General features: G+C 69.3%; 21 protein-coding genes. 10 read left to right on the top strand and 11 right to left on the bottom strand.

Going from position 1 to position 18,422, the window contains the following annotated elements:
- Window positions 1-26 precede the first annotated feature (26 nt).
- The gene (locus ACW14X_RS01150; protein WP_457164408.1) at window positions 27-392 is read right to left on the bottom strand and encodes an MmcQ/YjbR family DNA-binding protein; all 366 of its coding nucleotides are present in this window, start codon (window positions 390-392) and stop codon (window positions 27-29) included.
- A 151-nt stretch (window positions 393-543) separates the two neighbouring features.
- Between ACW14X_RS01150 and ACW14X_RS01145 the strand changes: the two genes are divergently transcribed.
- The gene (locus ACW14X_RS01145) at window positions 544-963 is read left to right on the top strand and encodes an SPW repeat protein (RefSeq protein ID WP_350713980.1); all 420 of its coding nucleotides are present in this window, start codon (window positions 544-546) and stop codon (window positions 961-963) included.
- 64 nt (window positions 964-1,027) lie between these two features.
- On the opposite strand, the gene ACW14X_RS01140 is transcribed toward ACW14X_RS01145, so the two are convergent.
- Window positions 1,028-1,450 (bottom strand): PPOX class F420-dependent oxidoreductase, encoded by a 423-nt coding sequence (locus ACW14X_RS01140; protein WP_457164407.1) that lies wholly within the window; start codon window positions 1,448-1,450, stop codon window positions 1,028-1,030.
- A gap of 117 nt (window positions 1,451-1,567) precedes the next feature.
- On the opposite strand from ACW14X_RS01140, the gene ACW14X_RS01135 reads away from it, so the two are divergent.
- The 3 genes from ACW14X_RS01135 (at window position 1,568) to ACW14X_RS01125 (ending at window position 4,548) form a co-directional block, all read left to right on the top strand.
- Window positions 1,568-2,989, top strand: coding sequence for an aminopeptidase (locus ACW14X_RS01135; RefSeq protein WP_457164406.1), 1,422 nt, complete (start codon window positions 1,568-1,570; stop codon window positions 2,987-2,989).
- Between the two features lie 80 nt (window positions 2,990-3,069).
- Window positions 3,070-3,948: an LLM class F420-dependent oxidoreductase gene (locus ACW14X_RS01130; RefSeq protein WP_457164405.1), complete on the top strand. Its 879-nt coding sequence runs from the start codon at window positions 3,070-3,072 to the stop codon at window positions 3,946-3,948.
- Between the two features lie 96 nt (window positions 3,949-4,044).
- Entirely contained in the window at window positions 4,045-4,548 is a 504-nt protein-coding gene (locus tag ACW14X_RS01125; protein ID WP_457164404.1) for a DUF5994 family protein, read from the top strand.
- Here the strand turns inward: ACW14X_RS01125 and ACW14X_RS01120 are convergent.
- Genes ACW14X_RS01120 through ACW14X_RS01105 form a run of 4 tightly spaced genes read right to left on the bottom strand, consistent with a single transcriptional unit; the run spans window position 4,545 to window position 10,609 of the window.
- The gene (locus tag ACW14X_RS01120) at window positions 4,545-6,041 is read right to left on the bottom strand and encodes an acyl-CoA carboxylase subunit beta (protein WP_457164403.1); all 1,497 of its coding nucleotides are present in this window, start codon (window positions 6,039-6,041) and stop codon (window positions 4,545-4,547) included. The two genes, ACW14X_RS01125 and ACW14X_RS01120, sit on opposite strands and share 4 nt — an antisense overlap.
- A complete protein-coding gene (locus tag ACW14X_RS01115) occupies window positions 6,038-7,858 on the bottom strand; it encodes an alkyl/aryl-sulfatase (protein ID WP_457164402.1) in 1,821 nt (606 codons plus the stop codon). Before ACW14X_RS01115 ends, ACW14X_RS01120 begins: the two co-directional genes overlap by 4 nt.
- On the bottom strand, window positions 7,858-9,042 hold the full coding sequence (locus ACW14X_RS01110; protein WP_457164401.1) for an acyl-CoA dehydrogenase family protein: 1,185 nt from the start codon (window positions 9,040-9,042) through the stop codon (window positions 7,858-7,860). The genes ACW14X_RS01115 and ACW14X_RS01110 overlap by 1 nt, the downstream gene beginning before the upstream one ends.
- A gap of 1 nt (window position 9,043) precedes the next feature.
- Entirely contained in the window at window positions 9,044-10,609 is a 1,566-nt protein-coding gene (locus ACW14X_RS01105; RefSeq protein ID WP_457164400.1) for a class I adenylate-forming enzyme family protein, read from the bottom strand.
- A 109-nt stretch (window positions 10,610-10,718) separates the two neighbouring features.
- Between ACW14X_RS01105 and ACW14X_RS01100 the strand changes: the two genes are divergently transcribed.
- The 5 genes from ACW14X_RS01100 to ACW14X_RS01080 all read left to right on the top strand — a co-directional run bounded on the left by ACW14X_RS01100 (window position 10,719) and on the right by ACW14X_RS01080 (window position 14,012).
- Window positions 10,719-11,324 (top strand): TetR/AcrR family transcriptional regulator, encoded by a 606-nt coding sequence (locus ACW14X_RS01100; RefSeq protein ID WP_457164399.1) that lies wholly within the window; start codon window positions 10,719-10,721, stop codon window positions 11,322-11,324.
- 114 nt (window positions 11,325-11,438) lie between these two features.
- Window positions 11,439-12,764: an MFS transporter gene (locus ACW14X_RS01095; protein ID WP_457164398.1), complete on the top strand. Its 1,326-nt coding sequence runs from the start codon at window positions 11,439-11,441 to the stop codon at window positions 12,762-12,764.
- On the top strand, window positions 12,761-13,129 hold the full coding sequence (locus ACW14X_RS01090) for a YidH family protein (RefSeq protein ID WP_457164397.1): 369 nt from the start codon (window positions 12,761-12,763) through the stop codon (window positions 13,127-13,129). Before ACW14X_RS01095 ends, ACW14X_RS01090 begins: the two co-directional genes overlap by 4 nt.
- Complete coding sequence (locus ACW14X_RS01085) at window positions 13,126-13,407, top strand: DUF202 domain-containing protein (protein ID WP_457164396.1); 282 nt, start codon at window positions 13,126-13,128, stop codon at window positions 13,405-13,407. Before ACW14X_RS01090 ends, ACW14X_RS01085 begins: the two co-directional genes overlap by 4 nt.
- Before the next feature lie 92 nt (window positions 13,408-13,499).
- Window positions 13,500-14,012: a hypothetical protein gene (locus tag ACW14X_RS01080; RefSeq protein WP_160023580.1), complete on the top strand. Its 513-nt coding sequence runs from the start codon at window positions 13,500-13,502 to the stop codon at window positions 14,010-14,012.
- Between the two features lie 21 nt (window positions 14,013-14,033).
- Here ACW14X_RS01080 and ACW14X_RS01075 read toward each other — a convergent pair whose 3' ends face one another.
- The 4 genes from ACW14X_RS01075 to ACW14X_RS01060 form a co-directional block, all read right to left on the bottom strand.
- Window positions 14,034-14,537 carry a hypothetical protein gene (locus tag ACW14X_RS01075; RefSeq protein WP_457164395.1) on the bottom strand — a complete coding sequence of 168 codons (504 nt, stop codon included), beginning with the start codon at window positions 14,535-14,537 and terminating at the stop codon, window positions 14,034-14,036.
- A 180-nt stretch (window positions 14,538-14,717) separates the two neighbouring features.
- Window positions 14,718-15,923: a M20 metallopeptidase family protein gene (locus ACW14X_RS01070; protein WP_457164394.1), complete on the bottom strand. Its 1,206-nt coding sequence runs from the start codon at window positions 15,921-15,923 to the stop codon at window positions 14,718-14,720.
- 12 nt (window positions 15,924-15,935) lie between these two features.
- Entirely contained in the window at window positions 15,936-16,385 is a 450-nt protein-coding gene (locus ACW14X_RS01065; RefSeq protein WP_457164393.1) for a DUF3592 domain-containing protein, read from the bottom strand.
- 48 nt (window positions 16,386-16,433) lie between these two features.
- Complete coding sequence (locus ACW14X_RS01060) at window positions 16,434-16,952, bottom strand: pyridoxamine 5'-phosphate oxidase family protein (protein WP_457164392.1); 519 nt, start codon at window positions 16,950-16,952, stop codon at window positions 16,434-16,436.
- A 118-nt stretch (window positions 16,953-17,070) separates the two neighbouring features.
- Between ACW14X_RS01060 and ACW14X_RS01055 the strand changes: the two genes are divergently transcribed.
- Window positions 17,071-17,442, top strand: coding sequence for a hypothetical protein (locus tag ACW14X_RS01055; protein ID WP_457164391.1), 372 nt, complete (start codon window positions 17,071-17,073; stop codon window positions 17,440-17,442).
- On the opposite strand, the gene ACW14X_RS01050 is transcribed toward ACW14X_RS01055, so the two are convergent.
- Window positions 17,365-18,411, bottom strand: a complete 1,047-nt coding sequence (locus tag ACW14X_RS01050) for a GlxA family transcriptional regulator (RefSeq protein WP_457164390.1) — start codon at window positions 18,409-18,411, stop codon at window positions 17,365-17,367. The two genes, ACW14X_RS01055 and ACW14X_RS01050, sit on opposite strands and share 78 nt — an antisense overlap.
- Between the last annotated feature and the right edge of the window lie 11 nt (window positions 18,412-18,422).

The raw sequence follows: 18,422 nt of genomic DNA, 5'->3' as shown, positions 1-18,422 counted from the left end.
CCTCGTTCAAGCCCGGCATGCCGCGCTCAGGCGTCCCAGCCCTCCGGACGGAGCTTCTTCGGGAGCTTCGAGACGACCGTGGCGTACGACTCGTCGACCGCCTCCAGGATCTCCTCGTCCGGGATCGCGCCACCCCAGGCGAGGTCGTTCCACCCCGAGCGGCCGATGTAGCCGGTGACGGTCACGTCCCCGGGATAGCGCAGCAGCCACTCGTCGGCGATCTCCCGGGACGGCCCGCACTTCAGCCCCACTTTCGTGTCGCCGAGGAAGGCGAAGATCTTGCCGCGCTCACCCGGCCCGACCTTGATCACCGGGTGTTCGTGATCCCACGGGTTGTCCGGCCAGGCACCGGGTTTGGTGAGGCAGTAGGCCTGCAGCGACGTCACGTCCATGGCGACCATGGTGCCACCGACGGTGGCTGCCCGGGGCCGCGATTTCGGGCGGGTCAATTGCCGCTTAGCGGGCCTAGAATTGATCGCGAGGACAGTCGTTCTTCCTTTGGCATGGGGCTGAGGAGGTGAAAAACAAATGTCGTCTGAACACATGTCCATTCAGGAACATCCCGACATCGCGGCACTCCGAGACCGGTTCGATCTGACCGGCTCCTCCGCCACCGCTCAGGTGGTCGACGGTGTCACGATGATGGCCGGTCTCTATCTGGCCATATCTCCGTGGGTCGTGGGCTTCAACACCACGGCATCACCACTGATGGTCAGCAACCTGATCATCGGCCTCGCTGTCGCTCTGCTGGCGCTCGGGTTCGCGTCGGCGTTCGGCCGCACACACGGTCTGGCCTGGACCGTCCCGCTCATGGGTGCATGGGCGATCGTCTCGCCGTGGCTCATGAACGGCGTCGACACCACCGCTGGAATGATCGCCTCCAACGTGATCGTCGGAGCCGTCATCATGCTGTGCGGACTCGGTGCGTCCGGGTTCGGCACATTGTTCAATCCGCGTAGGTAGACCCCGCGGAACCGTCACCGACCGGCCGGGCGAGGAGCGCTCGGCCGGCCTTCCGGCGGCTGGGTCAGCCGATGTCGGCGCCGTAGACCTTCTTGACGGCGATGGTGATGAGCACCCGGCGGTCCGTGACCATCACCTCGCGGTACTCGTCCCAGTCGGGGTGCTCGCCGGCTCCACGCCGGTAGTAGTCGACGAGCGCGTCGATCTCCGGGCTGTCGGGGGACGCGCCGGGCCCGGTCAGCGTGACTGTGCCCTCGGCCGTCGCCCAGGACCGCCCTCCGGGGCCGTCGACCTCGATCGCCGCCCGCGGATCGCGGCGGAGGTTCTTGGTCTTCACCAGCCCCTCGCGGGTGGAGATCAGGATCTCGCTGCGCTCGCGGTCGTAGAACTGCCATACCGGCGAAAGCTGCGGCAGCCCGTTGGACTTGATCGTGGCCAGGATCCCGTGGCGGGTCGTGGCGAGAAGCTCGTGCGCGTCGAACGTCATGTCGAACCGAACGCATCGCCGTACGACTTCCTTCCCCGAGAACGCATCCGGAATTCGGAGGTGCCCCGCGCGGAGACCGGCTAGGTTGCCGAGGACCCGCACCGAAGGAGACCCCACATGCGTGCATTGATCGGCCGGATTCTGGTGGCGATGGGGCTGGCATCCCTGCTCCTCGTCACACCCGCCAACCCCGTCGCAGCCGCCGAGGACGACATCCTCGACCGCCTGCTCGCCATCGAAGGCGTCAGCCTGATCCAGGAGAAGCCCGTCCAGGGCTACCGCTACTTCGTCCTGAACTTCACCCAGCCGGTCGACCACCGCCGGCCCGACGGTGACACCTTCCAGCAGCGGTTCACCGTGCTGCACAAGGACACCGCCCGCCCGACGGTGTTCCAGACCAGCGGCTACAACGTCTCGACCAACCCGGGCCGCAGCGAGCCGACCCGCATCATCGACGGCAACCAGGTCTCGATGGAATACCGGTTCTTCACCCCGTCGCGGCCCGACCCGGCCGACTGGGACGACCTCGACATCTGGCAGGCCGCCAGCGACCAGCACGCCATCTTCAAGGCGCTGAAGCCGATCTACTCCGCCAACTGGCTCGCCACCGGCGGCTCCAAGGGCGGCATGACAGCGACCTACTTCGAGCGGTTCTATCCCCGTGACATGGACGGCATCGTCGCCTACGTCGCGCCGAACGACGTGGTCAACCGCGAGGACTCCGCCTACGACGAGTTCTTCGCCTCCGTCGGCACCGAGGACTGCCGCGACCGGCTCAACGGCGTCCAGCGCGAGGCGCTCGTCCGCCGTGAGGCGCTCAAGGCGAAGTACGCCGAGCTGGCAGCAGCCGAGGGCTACACCTTCGACACCGTGGGCAGCCTGGACGCTGCGTACGAGATGGTCGTGCTCGACTACGTCTGGGCCTTCTGGCAGTACGCCGGCACCACTCAGTGTGCGAGCATCCCCGCCGACGCGGCGACCGCCACCGACCAGGCGATCTGGGACTCGATCGACTACTACTCGGGCTTCAGCTTCTACACCGACCAGGGCCTGAGCCCCTACACGCCCTACTACTACCAGGCCGGCACCGAGCTCGGTGCGCCGACGATCGGCTTCCCGCACATCGAGGACGAGCTGATCCGCTACGGCTACCAGCCGCCGCGCAGCTTCGTCCCGCGCGAGATCGACATGCGATTCGACCCGTCCGCGATGCGTGACGTCGACTCCTGGGTGCGCAAGCACGCCAACCAGATGCTCTTCGTCTACGGCGAGGCCGACCCGTGGGGCGCCGAGCGCTTCCGCCCAGGCATCTTCGCCAACGACTCCTACGTCTTCACGGCGCCGGGCATGAACCATGGCGCCAACGTGGCCGGCCTGGTCGCCGACGAGCGTGAGCTCGCCACCGCCCGGATCCTGGAGTGGGCCGGCGTGGCGACCGCCGCGGTAGAGGCCGACGCGTCGAAGGCGAAGCCGCTGGCTACGTACGACGCCAAGCTCGACAAGCATGACCTGCGTCAGGAGCGGCGCATGCGGCCGTAGGTGAACAACGGGCCAGAAGGAGTGGTCTGAACGAAATCGCCCTTGTCTTCGAGCGCGCTCGAAGACATAGCGTCTGAGGTATGGATCTTGGACTCCACTACTTCACGTTCACCCACCCCGAGTGGGAGACCACGCTCGCCGACAAGCTGACCGAGACGGCCGGGATCGCAGACGAGGGCGGCGTCGACCTGCTCACCGTCATGGACCACTGGTTCCAGATGGAGCAGGCCGGCGGCCCCTTCGAACCGATGCTCGAGGGCTACACCACGCTGGGCTACCTGGCCGGGATCACCGACAACGTACGTCTCAGCCTGCTCGTCACCGGCGTGACCTACCGCCACCCCGGACTGCTCGCCAAGATCGTCACGACGCTCGACCGGCTGTCCGGCGGCCGCGCGCTGCTGGGCATCGGGGCGGCGTGGTACGAGCGTGAGCACCAGGGGCTCGGCGTGCCGTACCCGTCGACGGCCGAGCGGTTCGAGCGCCTGGAGGAGACCCTGGAGATCTGCCGCCAGATGTGGTCGGAGAACGACGGGGCCTACGAGGGCAAGCACTACCAGCTCGCCGAGACGATCTCGCTCCCGCAGCCGGTCAACGGCACGGTCCCGGTCCTGATCGGCGGCGGAGGCGAGAAGAAGACGCTGCGCCTGGTCGCCAAGTACGGACAGGGCACCAACCTCTTCGGCGGCCCCGGCCCCGAGGCGGTCGAGTCCGTCCGGCACAAGCTCGAGGTGCTCCGCGGCCACTGCGACGACCTCGGCACCGACTACGACGCGATCGAGAAGACGATCCTCTTCCAGGGCCCCTCGGTCGAGGACCCGGACGCCTTCTTGAAGTCGATGGAGGAGTACGCCGCCCTGGGCGTCACGCTGGTCGGGCTGATGCCGACGCCCTACGTCGACCCGGTGCCGTGGACCACCTCGCTCGTGGATCTGGTGCCGCGGTTGAAGGAGATCTAGGAAGTCGGATTCAGCCTGCGGACGTAGTACACTTGTTCTAACCACGCTGCTAGCCGGACTCGTCGAGTCCGCAGGGCTGCACGAAGGGTGGGCGTTATGACGACGTCACCGACAGTAGAACTCATCACCGCGGTTCGCGTCGATCTTCGGATCCGCCTGGACAACAGTTTCTCGTCAGGGCCGCTCGACGGAGCCTGGTGGCCGCAGTCGCGGGACCTTCAGGCCGAGGCCGCCGATCTCATCGATCACTTTCCCCACCGCGTCGGCCGGATCTCGCGGCTGTTGTTCTCCCGGCCTGACTGGGACTCGGTCGCCGGGGCGCCGAGCGTCCGCAAGATCCGCGCCGCCCGCGGGATCGTGAAGATCGGCTCGTTCCCGTCCGACGACACCCACCTCATCGTGCTGTCGATGGCTACCGGCGACCGGCTGCGCCTGCTGGTGGTGCCTCACGACACCGCCCCCGAGCGCGCCGAGAAGATCATGGCTCAGGCGGCCGACGACCGGAACACCTACCGCCCGGCTCAGCTGCTCGGTCTCGATGGTCCCGACCAGAGCCAGATCGGCCAGCAGATCTGGGACAACGACGGCGGAGCGTCCTAGGCCCGGCGTAGCGTGGCGGCGATGACGCCGCGAGTCTCGGCCGGGTCGATGACGTCGTCGATCTCGAACATACGTGCGGCGTTGAGTGCGCTGGCCTGCTTGCGGTACTCCTCGGTGAGCGCGGCGACGCGTTCCTCGCGCTCGGCCGCGGGCAGCTCAGCGAGCTCGGCGGCCATGGAGAGGCGTACCGCACCCTCCAGGCCCATCGGGCCGAGGTGGGCGTCGGGCCAGGCGACGGTGAGCAGCGGGCGGTGGGTGCTGCCGCCGAGCATCGCCTGCGCGCCGAGCCCGTAGCCGCGGCGCAGGATCACGCCGACCAGCGGGGTCGACAGCTGTGCGCCGGCGACGACCATCCGGGACGCGTGACGGACCAGGCCGCCGCGTTCGGCCTCCGGGCCGACCATGAACCCTGGGGTGTCGACCAGCGAGACCACCGGGAGGCCCCAGCGCTCGCAGAGTGCGAGGAAGTCTGCGGCCTTGACCGACGCCTCGCTGGTGAGCGCTCCGGCAAGGTGGGTCGACTGGTTGGCGATCACGCCGACCGCGATCCCGTCGATCCGCGCCAGCGCGGTCACGAGCTCGGGTGCGAATCCCTCGCGGAGCCAGGTCACCGAGTCGATGTCGGCGAGCGCCTCGACGACCGGACGTACGTCGAAGGCCTCACGGTCGTTGTGGGGGAGGAGCGTTCGCAGATCGGCCTGGTCGCCGGCCTCGCCGCCGTCGGCGGCCGGCTCGAGGTAGGAGAGGATGCTGCGTACCGCCTCGACTGCTGCCGCCTCGTCCTCGACGAGCAGATCGATGACGCCGTTGGCGGTCTGGTCCTCGACCGGTCCGATCTCCTCGGGTGCGAAGCTGCCGAGCCCGCCGCCGGCGATCATCGCCGGCCCGGCCATGCCGAGGTTGGCGTCCGGGGTGGCGATGCGGAGGTCGGCACAGCCGGCCAGGACCGCGTTGCCGGCGAAGCACCGTCCGGAGACGACGGCGATCCGCGGTACGACGCCCTCGAGCTCACCCCAGAGTGCGAACGAGCCGACGTCGAGCGCGGAGACCAGGGGGATGTCCGTGTCACCGGGCCGACCGCCGCCGCCCTCGGTGAAGAAGACCGCGGGCAGCCGCATCCGCCCGATGACCTCGATCAGCCGGTCGGACTTGCGATGCCCGCGCATGCCTTGGGTGCCGGCCATCACCAGGTAGTCGTAGGAGAGCACCGCGCACGGCTTCCCGGCAACCGTCGCGGTCCCGCCGACGATCCCGTCGGCGGGCGTCTCGACGACCAGCTCGGCCAGGTCACGGCGGCGTTCCTGGGCAGCGGTGATGAACCTCCCGTACTCGACGAACGAGTTCGGATCGACCAGATCGGCGATGTTCTCCCGAGCCGTACGCCGCCCCTTGGCGTGCCACCGGGCGACCTTGTCGGATCGCGCCGCGTCCGTCGTCAGGAAGCGGCGGGCGTGGAGCTCGGTCAGTCCGGTGGCGGGTGTGTCGTCGGTCACGCGGTCACGATAGGGAATGCCGGATCGGGTGCCTCGAGCACCCCCAGCAGCCGCTGGAGCACGCCGAGGTCGCCGGAGTGCTCGATCCCGTCGAGACTCCGCCGGCCCAACAGGCCGGCGAGCTGGGGACGGGTGAGCGTCAGGGTGAGGCCGGCGGCCGGGTCGGCAGTGCTGTCACGCCGGTGCACGAGCACACCGTTGTGCAGCCGGGCATGCCACCAGCCACCCTCGGCCGTGCCGTCGTGGTCGGTGAGATGCCAGTCGATGCGCAGGTCGAGGTCCCACGAACGCGGCCCGTCCACGCGGATCGCCAGGGAGTCCAGCAGCTGCGAGACGGTGAGGGCGGTCAGCAGCCCGCGCCCACCGCCGCGCGGCGGAGCCTTCGGGCCGTCGACGAGCTCGCGGGCGCCGGTCAGGTAGATGTTGCGCCAGGTCGCGTTCTCGGCGCCGTGCCCGAGGCGGGTGTAGACCTCGGCCAGCAGCTCCCGCGCCGCGCGCTCCGACGGCTCGGCGAAGACCACATGGTTGAGCAGGGTGGCGGCGAACCGCAGGTCGTCGGTCGCTCCGCCGGCGACGAGCGCCGCGGCGTGGTCCACGGCAGCGGCCGCACCACCCAGCAGCCGCACCCAGTGCTCGCCCTCCGCCTTCGGCGGCAGCTCCCACAGGTGGGCCGGGTTGGCGTCGTACCAGCCCAGATAGCGCTGGTAGATGCCCTTCACGTTGTGGCTCAGCGAGCCGTAGTAGCCGCGCGTCGACGGCTGGGCGTCGAGGGCCGGCGGCAGGACCAGCTCCTCGGCGATCTCCTTCGGCGTCAGACCGCGGTTGATGAGGCGTACGGTCTGGTCGTGCAGGTAGGCGTAGACGTCACGCTGCCCGGCGAGGAACGCCTCGATCCGCTCCGCACCCCAGGTCGGCCAGTGATGGGTTGCGAATGCGACCTCGGAACGCGAGGCGAACAGGTCGATCGCCTCGGTCAGATAGCGCGCCCATAGGCGGGCGTCGCGCACCTCGGCGCCACGCAGCGTGACGATGTTGTGCAACGTGTGGACGGCGTTCTCGGCCAGGCAGAGCGCTCTGTGTCCGGGGAGGAGGATGTTCATCTCCGCCGGCGCCTCGCTGCCCGGGGTGAGCTGGAACTCCATCTCCACGCCGTCGATGACGCGCGTCTCCCCGGTGCGGGTGATCGAGTCGGTCGGCTCGGCCAGACCGATGGTCCCGGATGCCAGCCGCGGGCCGAGTCCACAGCCCACGTGCCCGTCCGGCGCGACCGGCAGCAGGCTGCCGTACATGAATCCCGACCGCCGGCCCATCGCCGGACCGACGTAGACGTTCTCCGAGACCGCGTGCTCGAGGAACCCCTCCGGTGCCAGGACAGGTACGTCACCATCGGTTGCCGCGAGCACGGCGGCTATGCCGCCGAAGTGGTCGGCATGGGGATGGGTCAGCACGACGCCGGTCACCGGCCGATCCCCACGGTGCTCGCGGTAGAGCCCCAGCGCAGCGCTCGCGGTCTCGGCCGTGGTGAGAGTGTCGATGACGATGATCCCGCGGTCGCCCTCGACGATCGTGAGGTTGGCGAGGTCGAGGCCGCGGACCTGGTAGATGCCGTCGGTGACCTCGAAGAGGCCCTGCAGCGAGGTGAGCCGGCTGTGCTGCCACAGCCCGGCGTGCGCGGTGGCCGGCACGGGGGAGTCGAGGAAGGCGGTGGAGTCCGCGTCGAACGCGACGGTGCCATCGGCCCTGGTCACGACGCCCGGCTTCAGCGCCGCGACGAACCCACGGTGGGCGTCGGCCTCCTCCTGGTGGAAGTCGGTCATCATGCCCCCAGCGACTTCACCAGATCGCGGATGACGCCGTTGCGCTGGATCTCCGAGGAGCCGGTCAGCACCCGGAACATCCGCAGCCGCCGCCAGATCACCTCGATCTCCGCGCCCCGGACCATGCCGGCCTTGCCGTGCAGCTGCAGCGCCGCGTCCGCGATCTCGAAGGACCGCTCGGCCACGAAGAGCTTGCACATGAATGACTCGATGCGCGGGCGCCTGCCCGCATCCAGGTCTGCCAGGGCGTCATAGGTCATCGACCGGGCGGCGTAGTAGTCGGTGGCCATGTCGGCGAGCCGGTGCTGGATCGCCTGCTTCTCCAACAGCAGCCCGTCGAAGACGGTGCGGTGTGCGGCGAAGTCGAGCGCCAGCGCGAGCGCGCGGCGGGCCGCACCGAGCGCGGTCGGGCAGTGCAGCAACCGGTTGGCGGTGACCCGGCCGAGCGCGATCCGCAGCCCCTCACCGACCTCACCGAGCAGGTTCTCCTGCGGCACGAAGCAGTCCTCGAGCACCACGTCGCTCTCGATGTTCTGCCCCGACAGTGGCAGGTCGCCGGGCAGCACTCGGCAGCCGGGGGAGTCGAGGTCGACGAAGAAGGCTGCGTACGACTCCTCCTCGCCGGCCATCCGAGCGACCAGGATCGCGAAGTCGGCGAAGGTGCCGCCGGTGCTGAACACCTTGCGCCCGCTGATCCGGAAGCCGCCCGAGGTCGGGGTGGCCGTGGTCCGCATCCGGCGTACGTCGGAACCCGCGTCGTCCTCGGTCATCGAGAAGCAGCAGGCGCGCTCGCCGCGGACGACCGGCATCAGATACTTCTCGACCTGGTGCTCGGTGGCGTGCTCGAAGATGGCGCCGATCCGCAGCGGTCCGCCCATGTCGCCGAGCACGCTGGTGGCGAGCTGGCGACCGGACGCGCCGATCTCCTCCTTGAGCGCGGCGAGCTCGGTGAAGCTCAGGCCTTGCCCGCCGAGCGAGGTGGGCAGGTGGATGCCGTAGAAGCCGAGCTCCCGGCTGCGCTGCCAGACCGGCTCCAGCATCGAGCGGTCCAACGGCGTCTCCGGGCCCAGGCCGAGCCTGCGCTCGTAGTCGGCGAGCTCACCGTCGAGGTAGTCGCGCAGCCGGGTCACCAGCTGGTCGAGGCGCGGGTTGTCGGGGTAGGACGGAGTGAGGGAGAAGGTCATCTCAGCCGACCTTCCGCTCGGTGCCGGCCCAGTCGCGCTCGCGCAGCGCCCGCCGGTCGACCTTGCCGTTGCGGTTGAGGGGGAGTGCGTCGGCGAACTCGATGATCCGGGGCACCTTCACCCCCGAGAGACGGGTGCGGCAGAAGTCGCGCAGCTCCTCCTCGGTCGCGGCGGCGCCGGCGGCGAGGGAGACGTACGCCTTCACCGTCTCGCCCCACTTCTCGCTGGGTACGCCGACGACGCAGGCCTCGCTGACGGCCGGGTGCTCGTAGAGCGCGGCCTCGACCTCGGAGCAGTAGACGTTGTAGCCGCCGGAGATGATCATGTCCTTCTTCCGGTCCACGATGAAGACGAACCCGTCCTCGCGGATCCGGCCCAGGTCGCCGGTGTGCACCCAGCCGTCGCGGAAGGTCTCGGCGGTCTCCTCGGGTGCGTGGAAGTACTCCCTGACGCAGTCCGGGCCGCGGGCCACGATCTCGCCGATCACGCCGGCGGGCAGCGGGTGGTGGTCCTCGTCGACCACGATCACCTCGGTGTCGTAGACCGGGCGGCCGCAGGAGAGCAGCAGCTCCGGGTCGGACTCGATGCCGCGTACGACGTCCTCGGAGCTGAGGAAGGTGATCGCGCTCGTCGTCTCACCCTGGCCGTAGCCCTGGTTGACCACCGGGCCGAATGCCTCGACGGCCTCGCGCAGCCGCGCCGGGCTGACCGGGGCGCCGCCGACGGTGATGCTCTGTAGCGCGGAGAGGTCGCGGTCGCGCAGGGTGGGCGAGGCGAGGACGAGGTTGAGCATGACCGGGACGACGAAGGTGTGCGTCACGCGCTCGCGCTCGAGGGTGTCGAGGTAGGCCTCCGTGTCGAAGGCCGGCAGCACGACCACGGCCGCGCCGCGGAAGAAGCAGCCGAGGATCACCATGCCGCTGGCGTGGGTGATCGGTCCGGGCGCGAGGTAGACGGCCTCGGCGGAGAGCGAGCCGTAGGGGTTCATCGCCAGCTTGCGCATGTTGGCCAGCCGGTTGCCGACGGTCTGCACCGCCGCCTTCAGCGTCCCGGTGGAGCCGGAGGTGAAGTTGAGGACCGCCGGAGCGTCCTCGTCGACATCGACCGCGACGGGGTCGGTGCTGCCCTCGGCGAGCAGGACGTCGTACGCCGTGGTGCCTGTGGCAGGGGCCGTGCCGTTGTCGAGATCGATGACCAGGCACTCCAGGCCATGCGCGTCGACGGTCTTGCGGACCAGCTCGAGGTGGGCGCCACCGGTGAAGACAACCCTCACGGCCGCGTCGAGGAGCACGTGCTCGACCTCGGCGGCGGCGAGCCGGGCGCTGATCGGTACGCGGAGGGCGCCCGCCTTGCAGATCGCCATCTCCGCGACGACGAGCTCGCCCCGGTTGGTGGCGAGGGTGGCGACGGGGGTGCCCGGCGTGCAGCCACGGGCGATGAGGGCAGCGGCGAGCCGGTTGGTGTCGTCCTCGAGCTGGCGGTAGGTCCATCGGTCGGTGCCGGAGACCAGGGCGGTGGCGTCAGGGGTGAAGGTCGCGGTGCGGGTGAGATAGCTGCCGAGATTCACGGATGCCCTCCTGGTGGTCGGGGTCGCTGCTGTGAGCGCGGTCACCGAGATCATAGACATGATGTCCAGAAACGGTCCAGCCGTTCGGGAAAGTGCTAGAACAGTGCCCATGACCGTGGTTGAGGACCGGCGCAGCCGGCGAACGCGAGGAGCGCTCCGCGATGCGCTCGTCTCCCTGGTGCTCGAGCGTGGCTACGCCGCGGTGACGGTGGAGGACATCGTCGCCGCGGCCGACGTCGGCCGGGCGACCTTCTACACGCACTTCAAGGACAAGGAGGCGCTCTACGACCACGTGGTCTCCTCGGTCCTCCTGGACCTGAAGGAGCGACTGGCCGAGGTGCTGGTGCCGGAGGACGCCGGATTCACCGGCGAGCCGGTGGCCGAGGTGTTCCGGCATGCGACCGAGCAGCCCGATGCGTACCGGATGATCCTGCGGGGCGAAGGGGACGGCCGCGGCCTGCGCGCGTTCGAGGACGCCTGGAGTGCCACGGCCCACGAGATCTTCACGGCGCGGGTGAAGGCCCACGCCGTGCGCCCGCGGGTGGATCTTCAGGTGCTGGCGCGGGCGTGGGTCGGTGAGCAGATGGCGGTACTGCTGTGGTGGCTGGACGCTCCGGAGCCGCGGCCGGCCACCGACCAGGTCGTCGAGACGCTCGTCGAGCTCTCGCGTCGCGGGCGCTTCTGGGCGACGGGATTCGACCCCGACGCACGCTGACTCGCGGCGCCGAATTGGACAGGGTGTCTTGTGTGGCGCGGGTCACTGACCTTACAGTCGAACGTGATGACCGTTACTAGACGAGCTGTCTAATATCTTGAAGGGCGGATCTCCGTGTCCTACCGCACCCTGCTCACCGAGTACCCAGTCGGAGCACGCCGCCGCGTGCTGCTGGCTGTCGTCGTGCTCGCCCTGTTCATCTCGGCGTTCGAGGGCCAGCTGGCCCCCGTTCTGCCGTTGCTGCTCGACGACCTCGGGATGTCGCTCAAGACGTACGGCCTCATCACGGCCGCGTCGCTGATCTTCGGTGCACTCGCCGGCTACCTCGGCGGCGAGCTCGCCGACCGCGTCGGCCGGGTGCGGATCCTGGTGCCGTTCATGTTCCTCTCGGCCGCCGCCTGCCTGTTCATGGCGACCGCGGGCTCGGTGGGCCACTTCGCGCTCGCCAGGATCGTGCTCGCGTTCGTCGAGGGCGTCGCGGTCGCCGGCACCCAGCCACTGATCCGCGACTTCACCCCGCGGATGGGCCGGGCGCAGGCGTTCGCGTTCTGGAGCTGGGGCTCGGTCGGTGCGAACTTCTTCGCCGCCGCGGTGGCCTCGGCGACCCTGGGTGTCTTCGGCAACCAGTGGCGCTCGCAGCTGTTCATCATGGCCGGCGCGGCTCTCGTCGGTGCCATCGTGGTCGCCCTCACGCTGCGCGACCTGGCTCCCGAGGTCCGTCGCGCCGTACGCCTCACCGAGCACGAGGCCCACACCGTCGAGGTGCCCCCGAGGAGGGCGGGTCTGCTCTTCCTCCTCGCCCGCCGCGCCTTCTGGACGCATGTGCTCGCGATGTCGTTCCTCTACGTCCTGCTCGCCACCATGAACGCCTACGCCCAGACGATGCTCGTCCAGCAGTTCGGCGCCTCGGTCCGTGCCGCCTCGGCGATGACGATGGTCTTCTGGCTGAGCAACCTCGCGTTGAGCCTGGTCTTCGCCCGCCTCTCGGACCGTACGCAACGCCGCAAGTCCTTCATGGTCGGCGGCGGGTTCGCCGCGGCGATCTTCCTCGGTGCCTTCCTGGCGCTCATGGGCCAGGGGAGCGGGGCGTCCTCGAGCATGGTGATCGTCCTCTTCATCGGCATCGGCGTCGCCCTGGCGGCGATCTTCGGACCGTGGATGGCGAGCTTCTCCGAGCACGTCGAGGAGATCCACCCCGACATCCAGGGCCGGGCCTTCGGTCTCAACCACCTGCTCAACCGCACCTTCATCCTGGCGACAGTCCTCTTCGCGCCGCGCGTGGTCGAGGCGACGGGCGACTGGGAGCGCTGGATGACGATCGCCTGGGTCGCGACGGCGCTGTTCACCATCACTGCGGCACTCGTTCCCGGCGTGACCGGTCGCCACTCCCGGACCGACGCGGACGCCGACGCCGGCGCCGTCACGCAGCCTGCCTCGTGACCCGCGAACGCCGAGGCCGGCTGGACAGCTGGCTCTACAGCTCGACCGAGGAGCCCGACGTCAGGTTCACGCTGGCCAACGAACGTACGTTCCTGGCCTGGATCCGCACCTCGCTGGCGTTCCTCGCCGTCGCGGTCGCCGTCGACACTCTCGAGGTGGGCGGCGACACGGCCCTGGCCGTGCTCGCTCCGCTCAGCCTCGCGATCCTCGCGGCCGCGTGCGCGGCGTGGTCCTGGTGGAGCTGGGTACGCAGCGAGCGGGCGATCCGCCGGCGGGATGCCCTGCCGACCCGCCGAGCACCGCTTCCCCTGGTCTTCGGCGTGCTCGGCTCGGTCGCGCTCGTCTCGATGGCCCTGCTGGTGTGAGCGGGTCCGGCGTCAACGGGGCCGGCGTGGGCGACCCGGGGCTGCAGCCCGAGCGGACCGAGCTCGCCTGGCGGCGTACGCATCTGGCTCTGGTCGTCGCCGCGCTCGTGGTGGTCCGCCATCCGCTGGCCGGCGACCACCTGTGGTTGCGGGGCGGCAGTGCGGCGCTGGTGGCCGCACTGGCCGTCTTCCTGCTCATCGGTCGCCGCCGGGTCGGGGTCACGGCAGCGGTCGTGGCCGCGATCGCCGTGATCGAGACGATCGGGATCGTCGGTTGAGGTCCAGGCTCGCGACGGCCCGGGTGAACCGGAATGTCGGCCCCGTCCTGAAGGTCCTTGATTTCCCGGCGCAAGCGAGTAAGCATGATTACATGCTTACAACTGAGTTGCGCGGGTGGTTCACCGGACGACTGCCCGATGGCGTGTACGACGAGATCGTCGATGTCGTGGTCGACCGCGAGGAGATCACCGTCGTCGGAAGGATCAAGGAGCCGAAGACGGCCGAGGGCGCTTCGGACGAGGAGAAGGCCGCCGCCTACGAAGGGCGGGCGAGCGAGTTCCGCGAGCGCACCCGCGAGGACCGGATGGCCGTCGCGCGGCAGGCCGAGCGACGATTCGACCGGAAGGTCTCCTGGGGCGTGGAGGTCGGGGGAGAGCGGCACATGTTCACCACCGTCTCCGCGCCGGTGATGACCCGGCTTCGTCAGCCCGAGCGCGCGGTCCTCGACCTGCTCGTCTCCGGCGGCGTCGCCCGGAGTCGCAGCGACGCGCTCGGCTGGTGCGTGAAGCTCGTCCAGCAGCACTCGAGCGAGTGGCTCGAGGAGCTCCAGCAGTCGCTGGTCAACGTCGAGCGGGTGCGCGCGAACGGTCCCGACAAGGGCTGAGGCGAGCCGTGAACCGGGTCGTCAGTCGACCGGTTGGCCGAAGGAGAACGTGCCCGGGACGGTGATGGTCGCCAGGGTGTCCTCGTCGGTGACCGAGATGTTCGACCACGTCGACACCGTGTGCACTGCCTTCTGTCCGTTGGGGCAGTCGAGAACGGTGCTCGGCGCGGGTGCGGTCACCGTCAAGGAGCCGGTCACGTTGCCGTTCCTGGCGGCCTTGAACTCGCCGGACTTCGAGTAGTCACCGCTGATCACGGTCTTCTTCGGGTCATCCGGGTTGTGGCCACCTCGGTTGACGCACTGATAGGTCGCGTCAAGGTGAGCAGTGACGGTGATCGTCTCGACCGCACCGCTCTCGAGGCCGGCCTCCTTGAAGGCGACGGTGACGGAGGACAGATCCGCGTCGGTGACCTTGGTCAGGTGCTTGATGAAGTGCGGGCTGCCGCCCGCGAGGGCCGGTGCGGCGGCCAGGACCGTCGCACAAGCGGCGGCGGCGATCGCGGTGACAATGCTGTGGATGCGCATGCTCATGTCCCCCGTAGATGACGTGTCGTGGGCGCAGCCGCCCGGATGATGTGGAGTGTGGCACGTCGATTCGGCACGCATCCATAGCCCGTTCGGCTCATCATGGCTAAGTCGACAGCAACAACAATCGAATGGGCCCAAAAGGGCGTGACCACGCCGATCCGGCCGCAGGAAGGATCGTCACGGTTGTTCGGCGGCCAGAGTGTCGATCGTGAGCAGCGCGAGTGCCGCCGCCTGGTCGCCGAGGATGCTGTCGTCGAAGGCGGCGTCAGGCGAGTGGTTGGGGGCCGCATCCGCGCTCGGGGCGGCGCCCAGCAGCACCATCGTGGTCGGGACTCGCTGGCTGACGAACGAGAAGTCCTCGGCCCCCATCGTCGGTCGTGGCACCTCGACGACACGCGGCCCGAAGGCGTTACGCAGCGTCTCCATCGCACGTCGCGTGACGTCCTCGTCGTTGATGACGCTCGGATAGCCGGTTTCGAGCGCGACCGTCGCCTCCAGTCCGTGCGCGGCCCCGATGCCCTCGATGAGCTGAGGGAGCTCTCGCTCGATCCTGGACAGCGTGTTCGGGTCGACGGTGCGTACGGTGCCCGTGAGCTGGACCGACTCGGGGATCACGTTGTCTGCTCCGGTGCCCGCGGTCAGGTTGGTCACCGAGATGACGACCGGGTCGAAGGAGTCGAAGCGGCGCGCGGTGTAGGTCTGCAGGGCCAGCACGATCTCGGCCGCGACGGGGACCGGGTCGAGCGCCTCGTGGGGGCGCGAACCGTGTCCGCCACGACCTACGAGGTCGATCGGCAGATGCGTCGAGCTCGCCGTCACCGTGCCCGGCCGGGTGAGGAAGATCCCGCGCGGCGCGTTGCCGACATGGATCGCGTACGCAGCCACTGGCCGGTCGCCGGTGGCGTCGAGCACGCCCTCATCGATCATCAGCTTCGCACCGCCGTGCCCCTCTTCGCCCGGCTGGAACATCAGGATGACGTTTCCGGCGAGGCCAGCGCGGTTCTCGGCGAGCAGCCGGGCCGCGCCGACCAGGCCGGCGACGTGCAGATCGTGACCGCACGCGTGCATCGCGCCGTTGCTGGACCGGTACGGAATGTCGACCGCCTCCGTGATCGGCAGCGCATCCATGTCCGCCCGGAGCAGCACCGTCGGTCCCTGTCGCCCGCCACGTAGAACCGCCGTCACGGACGACAGCGACCGGCCCTCGGCGATCTCCAGATCGAGGTCGGACAGAGCGTCGAGGATCCGGCGTTGGGTCGCTGGCAGGTGAAGGCCGAGCTCCGGCTCCGCGTGAATGCTCCGTCGGAGCGCGACGAGCTCGGGGACGAGTGCTTCGGTGGACGCGACGATTCGAGCCTTGAGCGCAGCAATACTGGACACCATGTCCAGAAATTATCAGATAACGGTGACACCCGTGATCGCCCAGCCGATCATGGCGAAGACACCGCCGAATAGCGTGAAGGGGATCGCCATCGCGACCAGGCATCCGATGGGTGCGCCTTCGGATGCGACCATCGAGCGACTCGGGTCCAGCGGGTCGATGACGATCGCCAGGGGGAGTGCTGAACCGTCGACCGCGAACCGCTGGTTGTCCAGGGCGCCCTCGCCTGCGTGCTCCTCGCCGTTGGGGCCTCGGTACTCGTAATGCGCGATCAGCTTGGTCCGTGAGCCGCGCTGGCCGCTGCTCACCCTGCGGGTCTCGAATTCGCGGATCGTCGCCGTCGCCGGCGTCCAGGTCTGGAGCCGCTGCCGCTGGATCACGCCAAGGACGACGAAGGAGATCCCGAAAGCGGCAAAGACCAGGCCGAAGAGTAAGAACGCCCAACCGATCACCATGGTCGTCATGGAACCACGGACGACAAGCCAGCAGAGGACAACGGCTCGCGGGAAGTCCTATCGGGATCGGGCGGCGTCGCGCTCGGCGCGCTGCTGGACCAGCTCCTCGACCTGGGTCGGAAGTGTGGTCTCGAAGTCGATCAGCTTCGCCCAGGTCGGGGTGACGACGATCCGGACCATGCTGTCGTACAGCGAGCGGACCTCGGCCTCCCAGGCGACCCGCTGCTCGGCCGTCATCTCGTAGGAGCCGTTCATCTGGAGGTACTCCCAGGGGATTCCGTCGACGAGGTCGAGCTCGACCGTGCCGCGGATGAGCAGGATCTTGGGTGGGTGCGCCTCGGTGTCGATGGTCAGCGCGACCACCGGGTTGTGGCGCAGCGAGATGAGCTTGGGGGAGTTGGGCGTGGTGCACATGACGACCTCTGAGCCGTTCCAGGTGAACCCGATCGGGACGTTCCTCGGGGTGCCGTCCTTGGCGACGTACGCCAGTCGGGCCAGGTCACGCGCCAGGAGCTCCTGGCTCAACGGACGGCTGAGGACCTCGTCGATCTCGCTACGCTGCATGGTGTTCGACATCTGCTTCTCCTCGGATGTGGCGACCTCGGCTGGTCGCATTCACTCCATGAACGGAGACGTTCGTGTCGTCTCTACATCCTGCGCGGGAGATCACCAGTCGTCGGACAAGATGGTTCTCATGGACCACGAGAGTGCACGGCGCTCGGCCGCCTTCGTAGGACTCGCCACGCTGCCGATCGGGGCAGCGATCCTCCTCGCGCCGGAGCGGGTGGGCCGGGCGCTGAAGCTCGGCGACCACCCCACGGCGCTGCGAGCGATCGGTGTCGCGGACCTGGCGCTCGTGCCCGGGTTGCTGGCGGGCCGGCGCAGACTGCCGTGGATGGCTGCTCGCGCCGGGCTCAACGTGGCGATCGCGGCGTACTGCGTGAGCCTCGCCCGCAGCGAGGGCACCCTCGGGCCGAAGATCGCGGCGTCAGCCCTGGCGGTCGCCACGGCCGCCGACGCCCGCACGATCCTTGCCCTGCGCGAAGGTGAGAGTCGTCGGCCCTGACGTGGCGACATCGATCTGGGTGCGGATGCCGCGGCGGTAGGCCGAGGGCGAGACGCCCAGGCGGGCGACGAAGGTGCGGCGGAGGGCCTCGGCGCTCGAGAACCCGGCATCGGACGCCGCCTGCGCCACCGAGCGGCCGGCCTCCAGCCAGCTCCGCGCCAGATCGAAACGTACGCTCGCGGCGTACTCGGCAGGGCTCATGCCGACCTCGTCCTGGAAGAGGCGCGTGAGGTGGCGCGGGCTGATGTTGACGTGACGCGCCAGGGAGATGACGCTGTGCCGGTACGACGGGTCCTGGGCGATGAGCTCGGTGATGACGCGCACCGGGCTCTCGGGCACCGCGACAGCGCGCAGCGGAGCCGAGAACTGGGCCTGTCCGCCCGAGCGCCGTAGGTAGACGAGGAGCCCCTGCGCGGCCCGCCGGGCGGTTGCCACGCCGAGGTCGTCCTCGACCAGGGCCAGCGCAAGGTCGATGCCGGCGGCGACGCCGGCGGACGTCGCGACGTGGCGGTCACGTACGAAGATGCGGTCCGGCTGTACGTCGACGAGGGGGAACCGGCGTGCCAGGTCGTCGGTGAACTTCCAGTGGGTGGTCGCGCTGCGCCCGTCCAGCAGGCCGAGCTCGGCCAGGACGAACGCCCCGCTGCAGATCGACACGACTCGTCTGGCTCGGACGGCCAGGGTCTGCGCAGCGGTGAGCAGCTCGTCGGTCACGAAGGCCGACGGCGCACGCTCGCTGCCCGGGACGATGAGCGTGTCGAGCGGCGGGGCGTCGGCTGCGGCAGCACTCACGGCGATACCGCCGCCGATCGACGAGGTCACCGCGGCGCCGGAAGGCGAGAGCAGGATGACCTCGTAGGCCTCTGTCGCCTGGTTGGCCTCCACGAAAACCTCGGCGGGACCGACATAGTCCAGCGCCTTCACGCCGTCGAACAGGAGGAAACCGATCCGTCGCCTCGTACCAGCCATCGACATCCTCT

The organism is Nocardioides sp. YJ-D4, assembly GCF_054031495.1.
Note: the sequence above shows the minus strand (reverse complement) of the source record. Positions and strands in the feature narration are given on the sequence as shown.

What these genes read in the sequence shown, in the direction of transcription:
- ACW14X_RS01075 (WP_457164395.1), bottom strand. Translation starts at nt 14,537, where the DNA reads ATGCGCATCCACAGCATTGTCACCGCGATCGCCGCCGCCGCTTGTGCG.
- ACW14X_RS01055 (WP_457164391.1), top strand. Translation starts at nt 17,071, where the DNA reads ATGGACCACGAGAGTGCACGGCGCTCGGCCGCCTTCGTAGGACTCGCC.
- ACW14X_RS01125 (WP_457164404.1), top strand. Translation starts at nt 4,045, where the DNA reads ATGACGACGTCACCGACAGTAGAACTCATCACCGCGGTTCGCGTCGAT.
- ACW14X_RS01130 (WP_457164405.1), top strand. Translation starts at nt 3,070, where the DNA reads ATGGATCTTGGACTCCACTACTTCACGTTCACCCACCCCGAGTGGGAG.
- ACW14X_RS01070 (WP_457164394.1), bottom strand. Translation starts at nt 15,923, where the DNA reads ATGGTGTCCAGTATTGCTGCGCTCAAGGCTCGAATCGTCGCGTCCACC.
- ACW14X_RS01110 (WP_457164401.1), bottom strand. Translation starts at nt 9,042, where the DNA reads ATGACCTTCTCCCTCACTCCGTCCTACCCCGACAACCCGCGCCTCGAC.
- ACW14X_RS01140 (WP_457164407.1), bottom strand. Translation starts at nt 1,450, where the DNA reads ATGACGTTCGACGCGCACGAGCTTCTCGCCACGACCCGCCACGGGATC.
- ACW14X_RS01065 (WP_457164393.1), bottom strand. Translation starts at nt 16,385, where the DNA reads ATGACGACCATGGTGATCGGTTGGGCGTTCTTACTCTTCGGCCTGGTC.
- ACW14X_RS01150 (WP_457164408.1), bottom strand. Translation starts at nt 392, where the DNA reads ATGGACGTGACGTCGCTGCAGGCCTACTGCCTCACCAAACCCGGTGCC.
- ACW14X_RS01050 (WP_457164390.1), bottom strand. Translation starts at nt 18,411, where the DNA reads ATGGCTGGTACGAGGCGACGGATCGGTTTCCTCCTGTTCGACGGCGTG.
- ACW14X_RS01115 (WP_457164402.1), bottom strand. Translation starts at nt 7,858, where the DNA reads ATGACCGACTTCCACCAGGAGGAGGCCGACGCCCACCGTGGGTTCGTC.
- ACW14X_RS01145 (WP_350713980.1), top strand. Translation starts at nt 544, where the DNA reads ATGTCCATTCAGGAACATCCCGACATCGCGGCACTCCGAGACCGGTTC.
- ACW14X_RS01135 (WP_457164406.1), top strand. Translation starts at nt 1,568, where the DNA reads ATGCGTGCATTGATCGGCCGGATTCTGGTGGCGATGGGGCTGGCATCC.
- ACW14X_RS01080 (WP_160023580.1), top strand. Translation starts at nt 13,500, where the DNA reads ATGCTTACAACTGAGTTGCGCGGGTGGTTCACCGGACGACTGCCCGAT.
- ACW14X_RS01060 (WP_457164392.1), bottom strand. Translation starts at nt 16,952, where the DNA reads ATGTCGAACACCATGCAGCGTAGCGAGATCGACGAGGTCCTCAGCCGT.
- ACW14X_RS01100 (WP_457164399.1), top strand. Translation starts at nt 10,719, where the DNA reads ATGACCGTGGTTGAGGACCGGCGCAGCCGGCGAACGCGAGGAGCGCTC.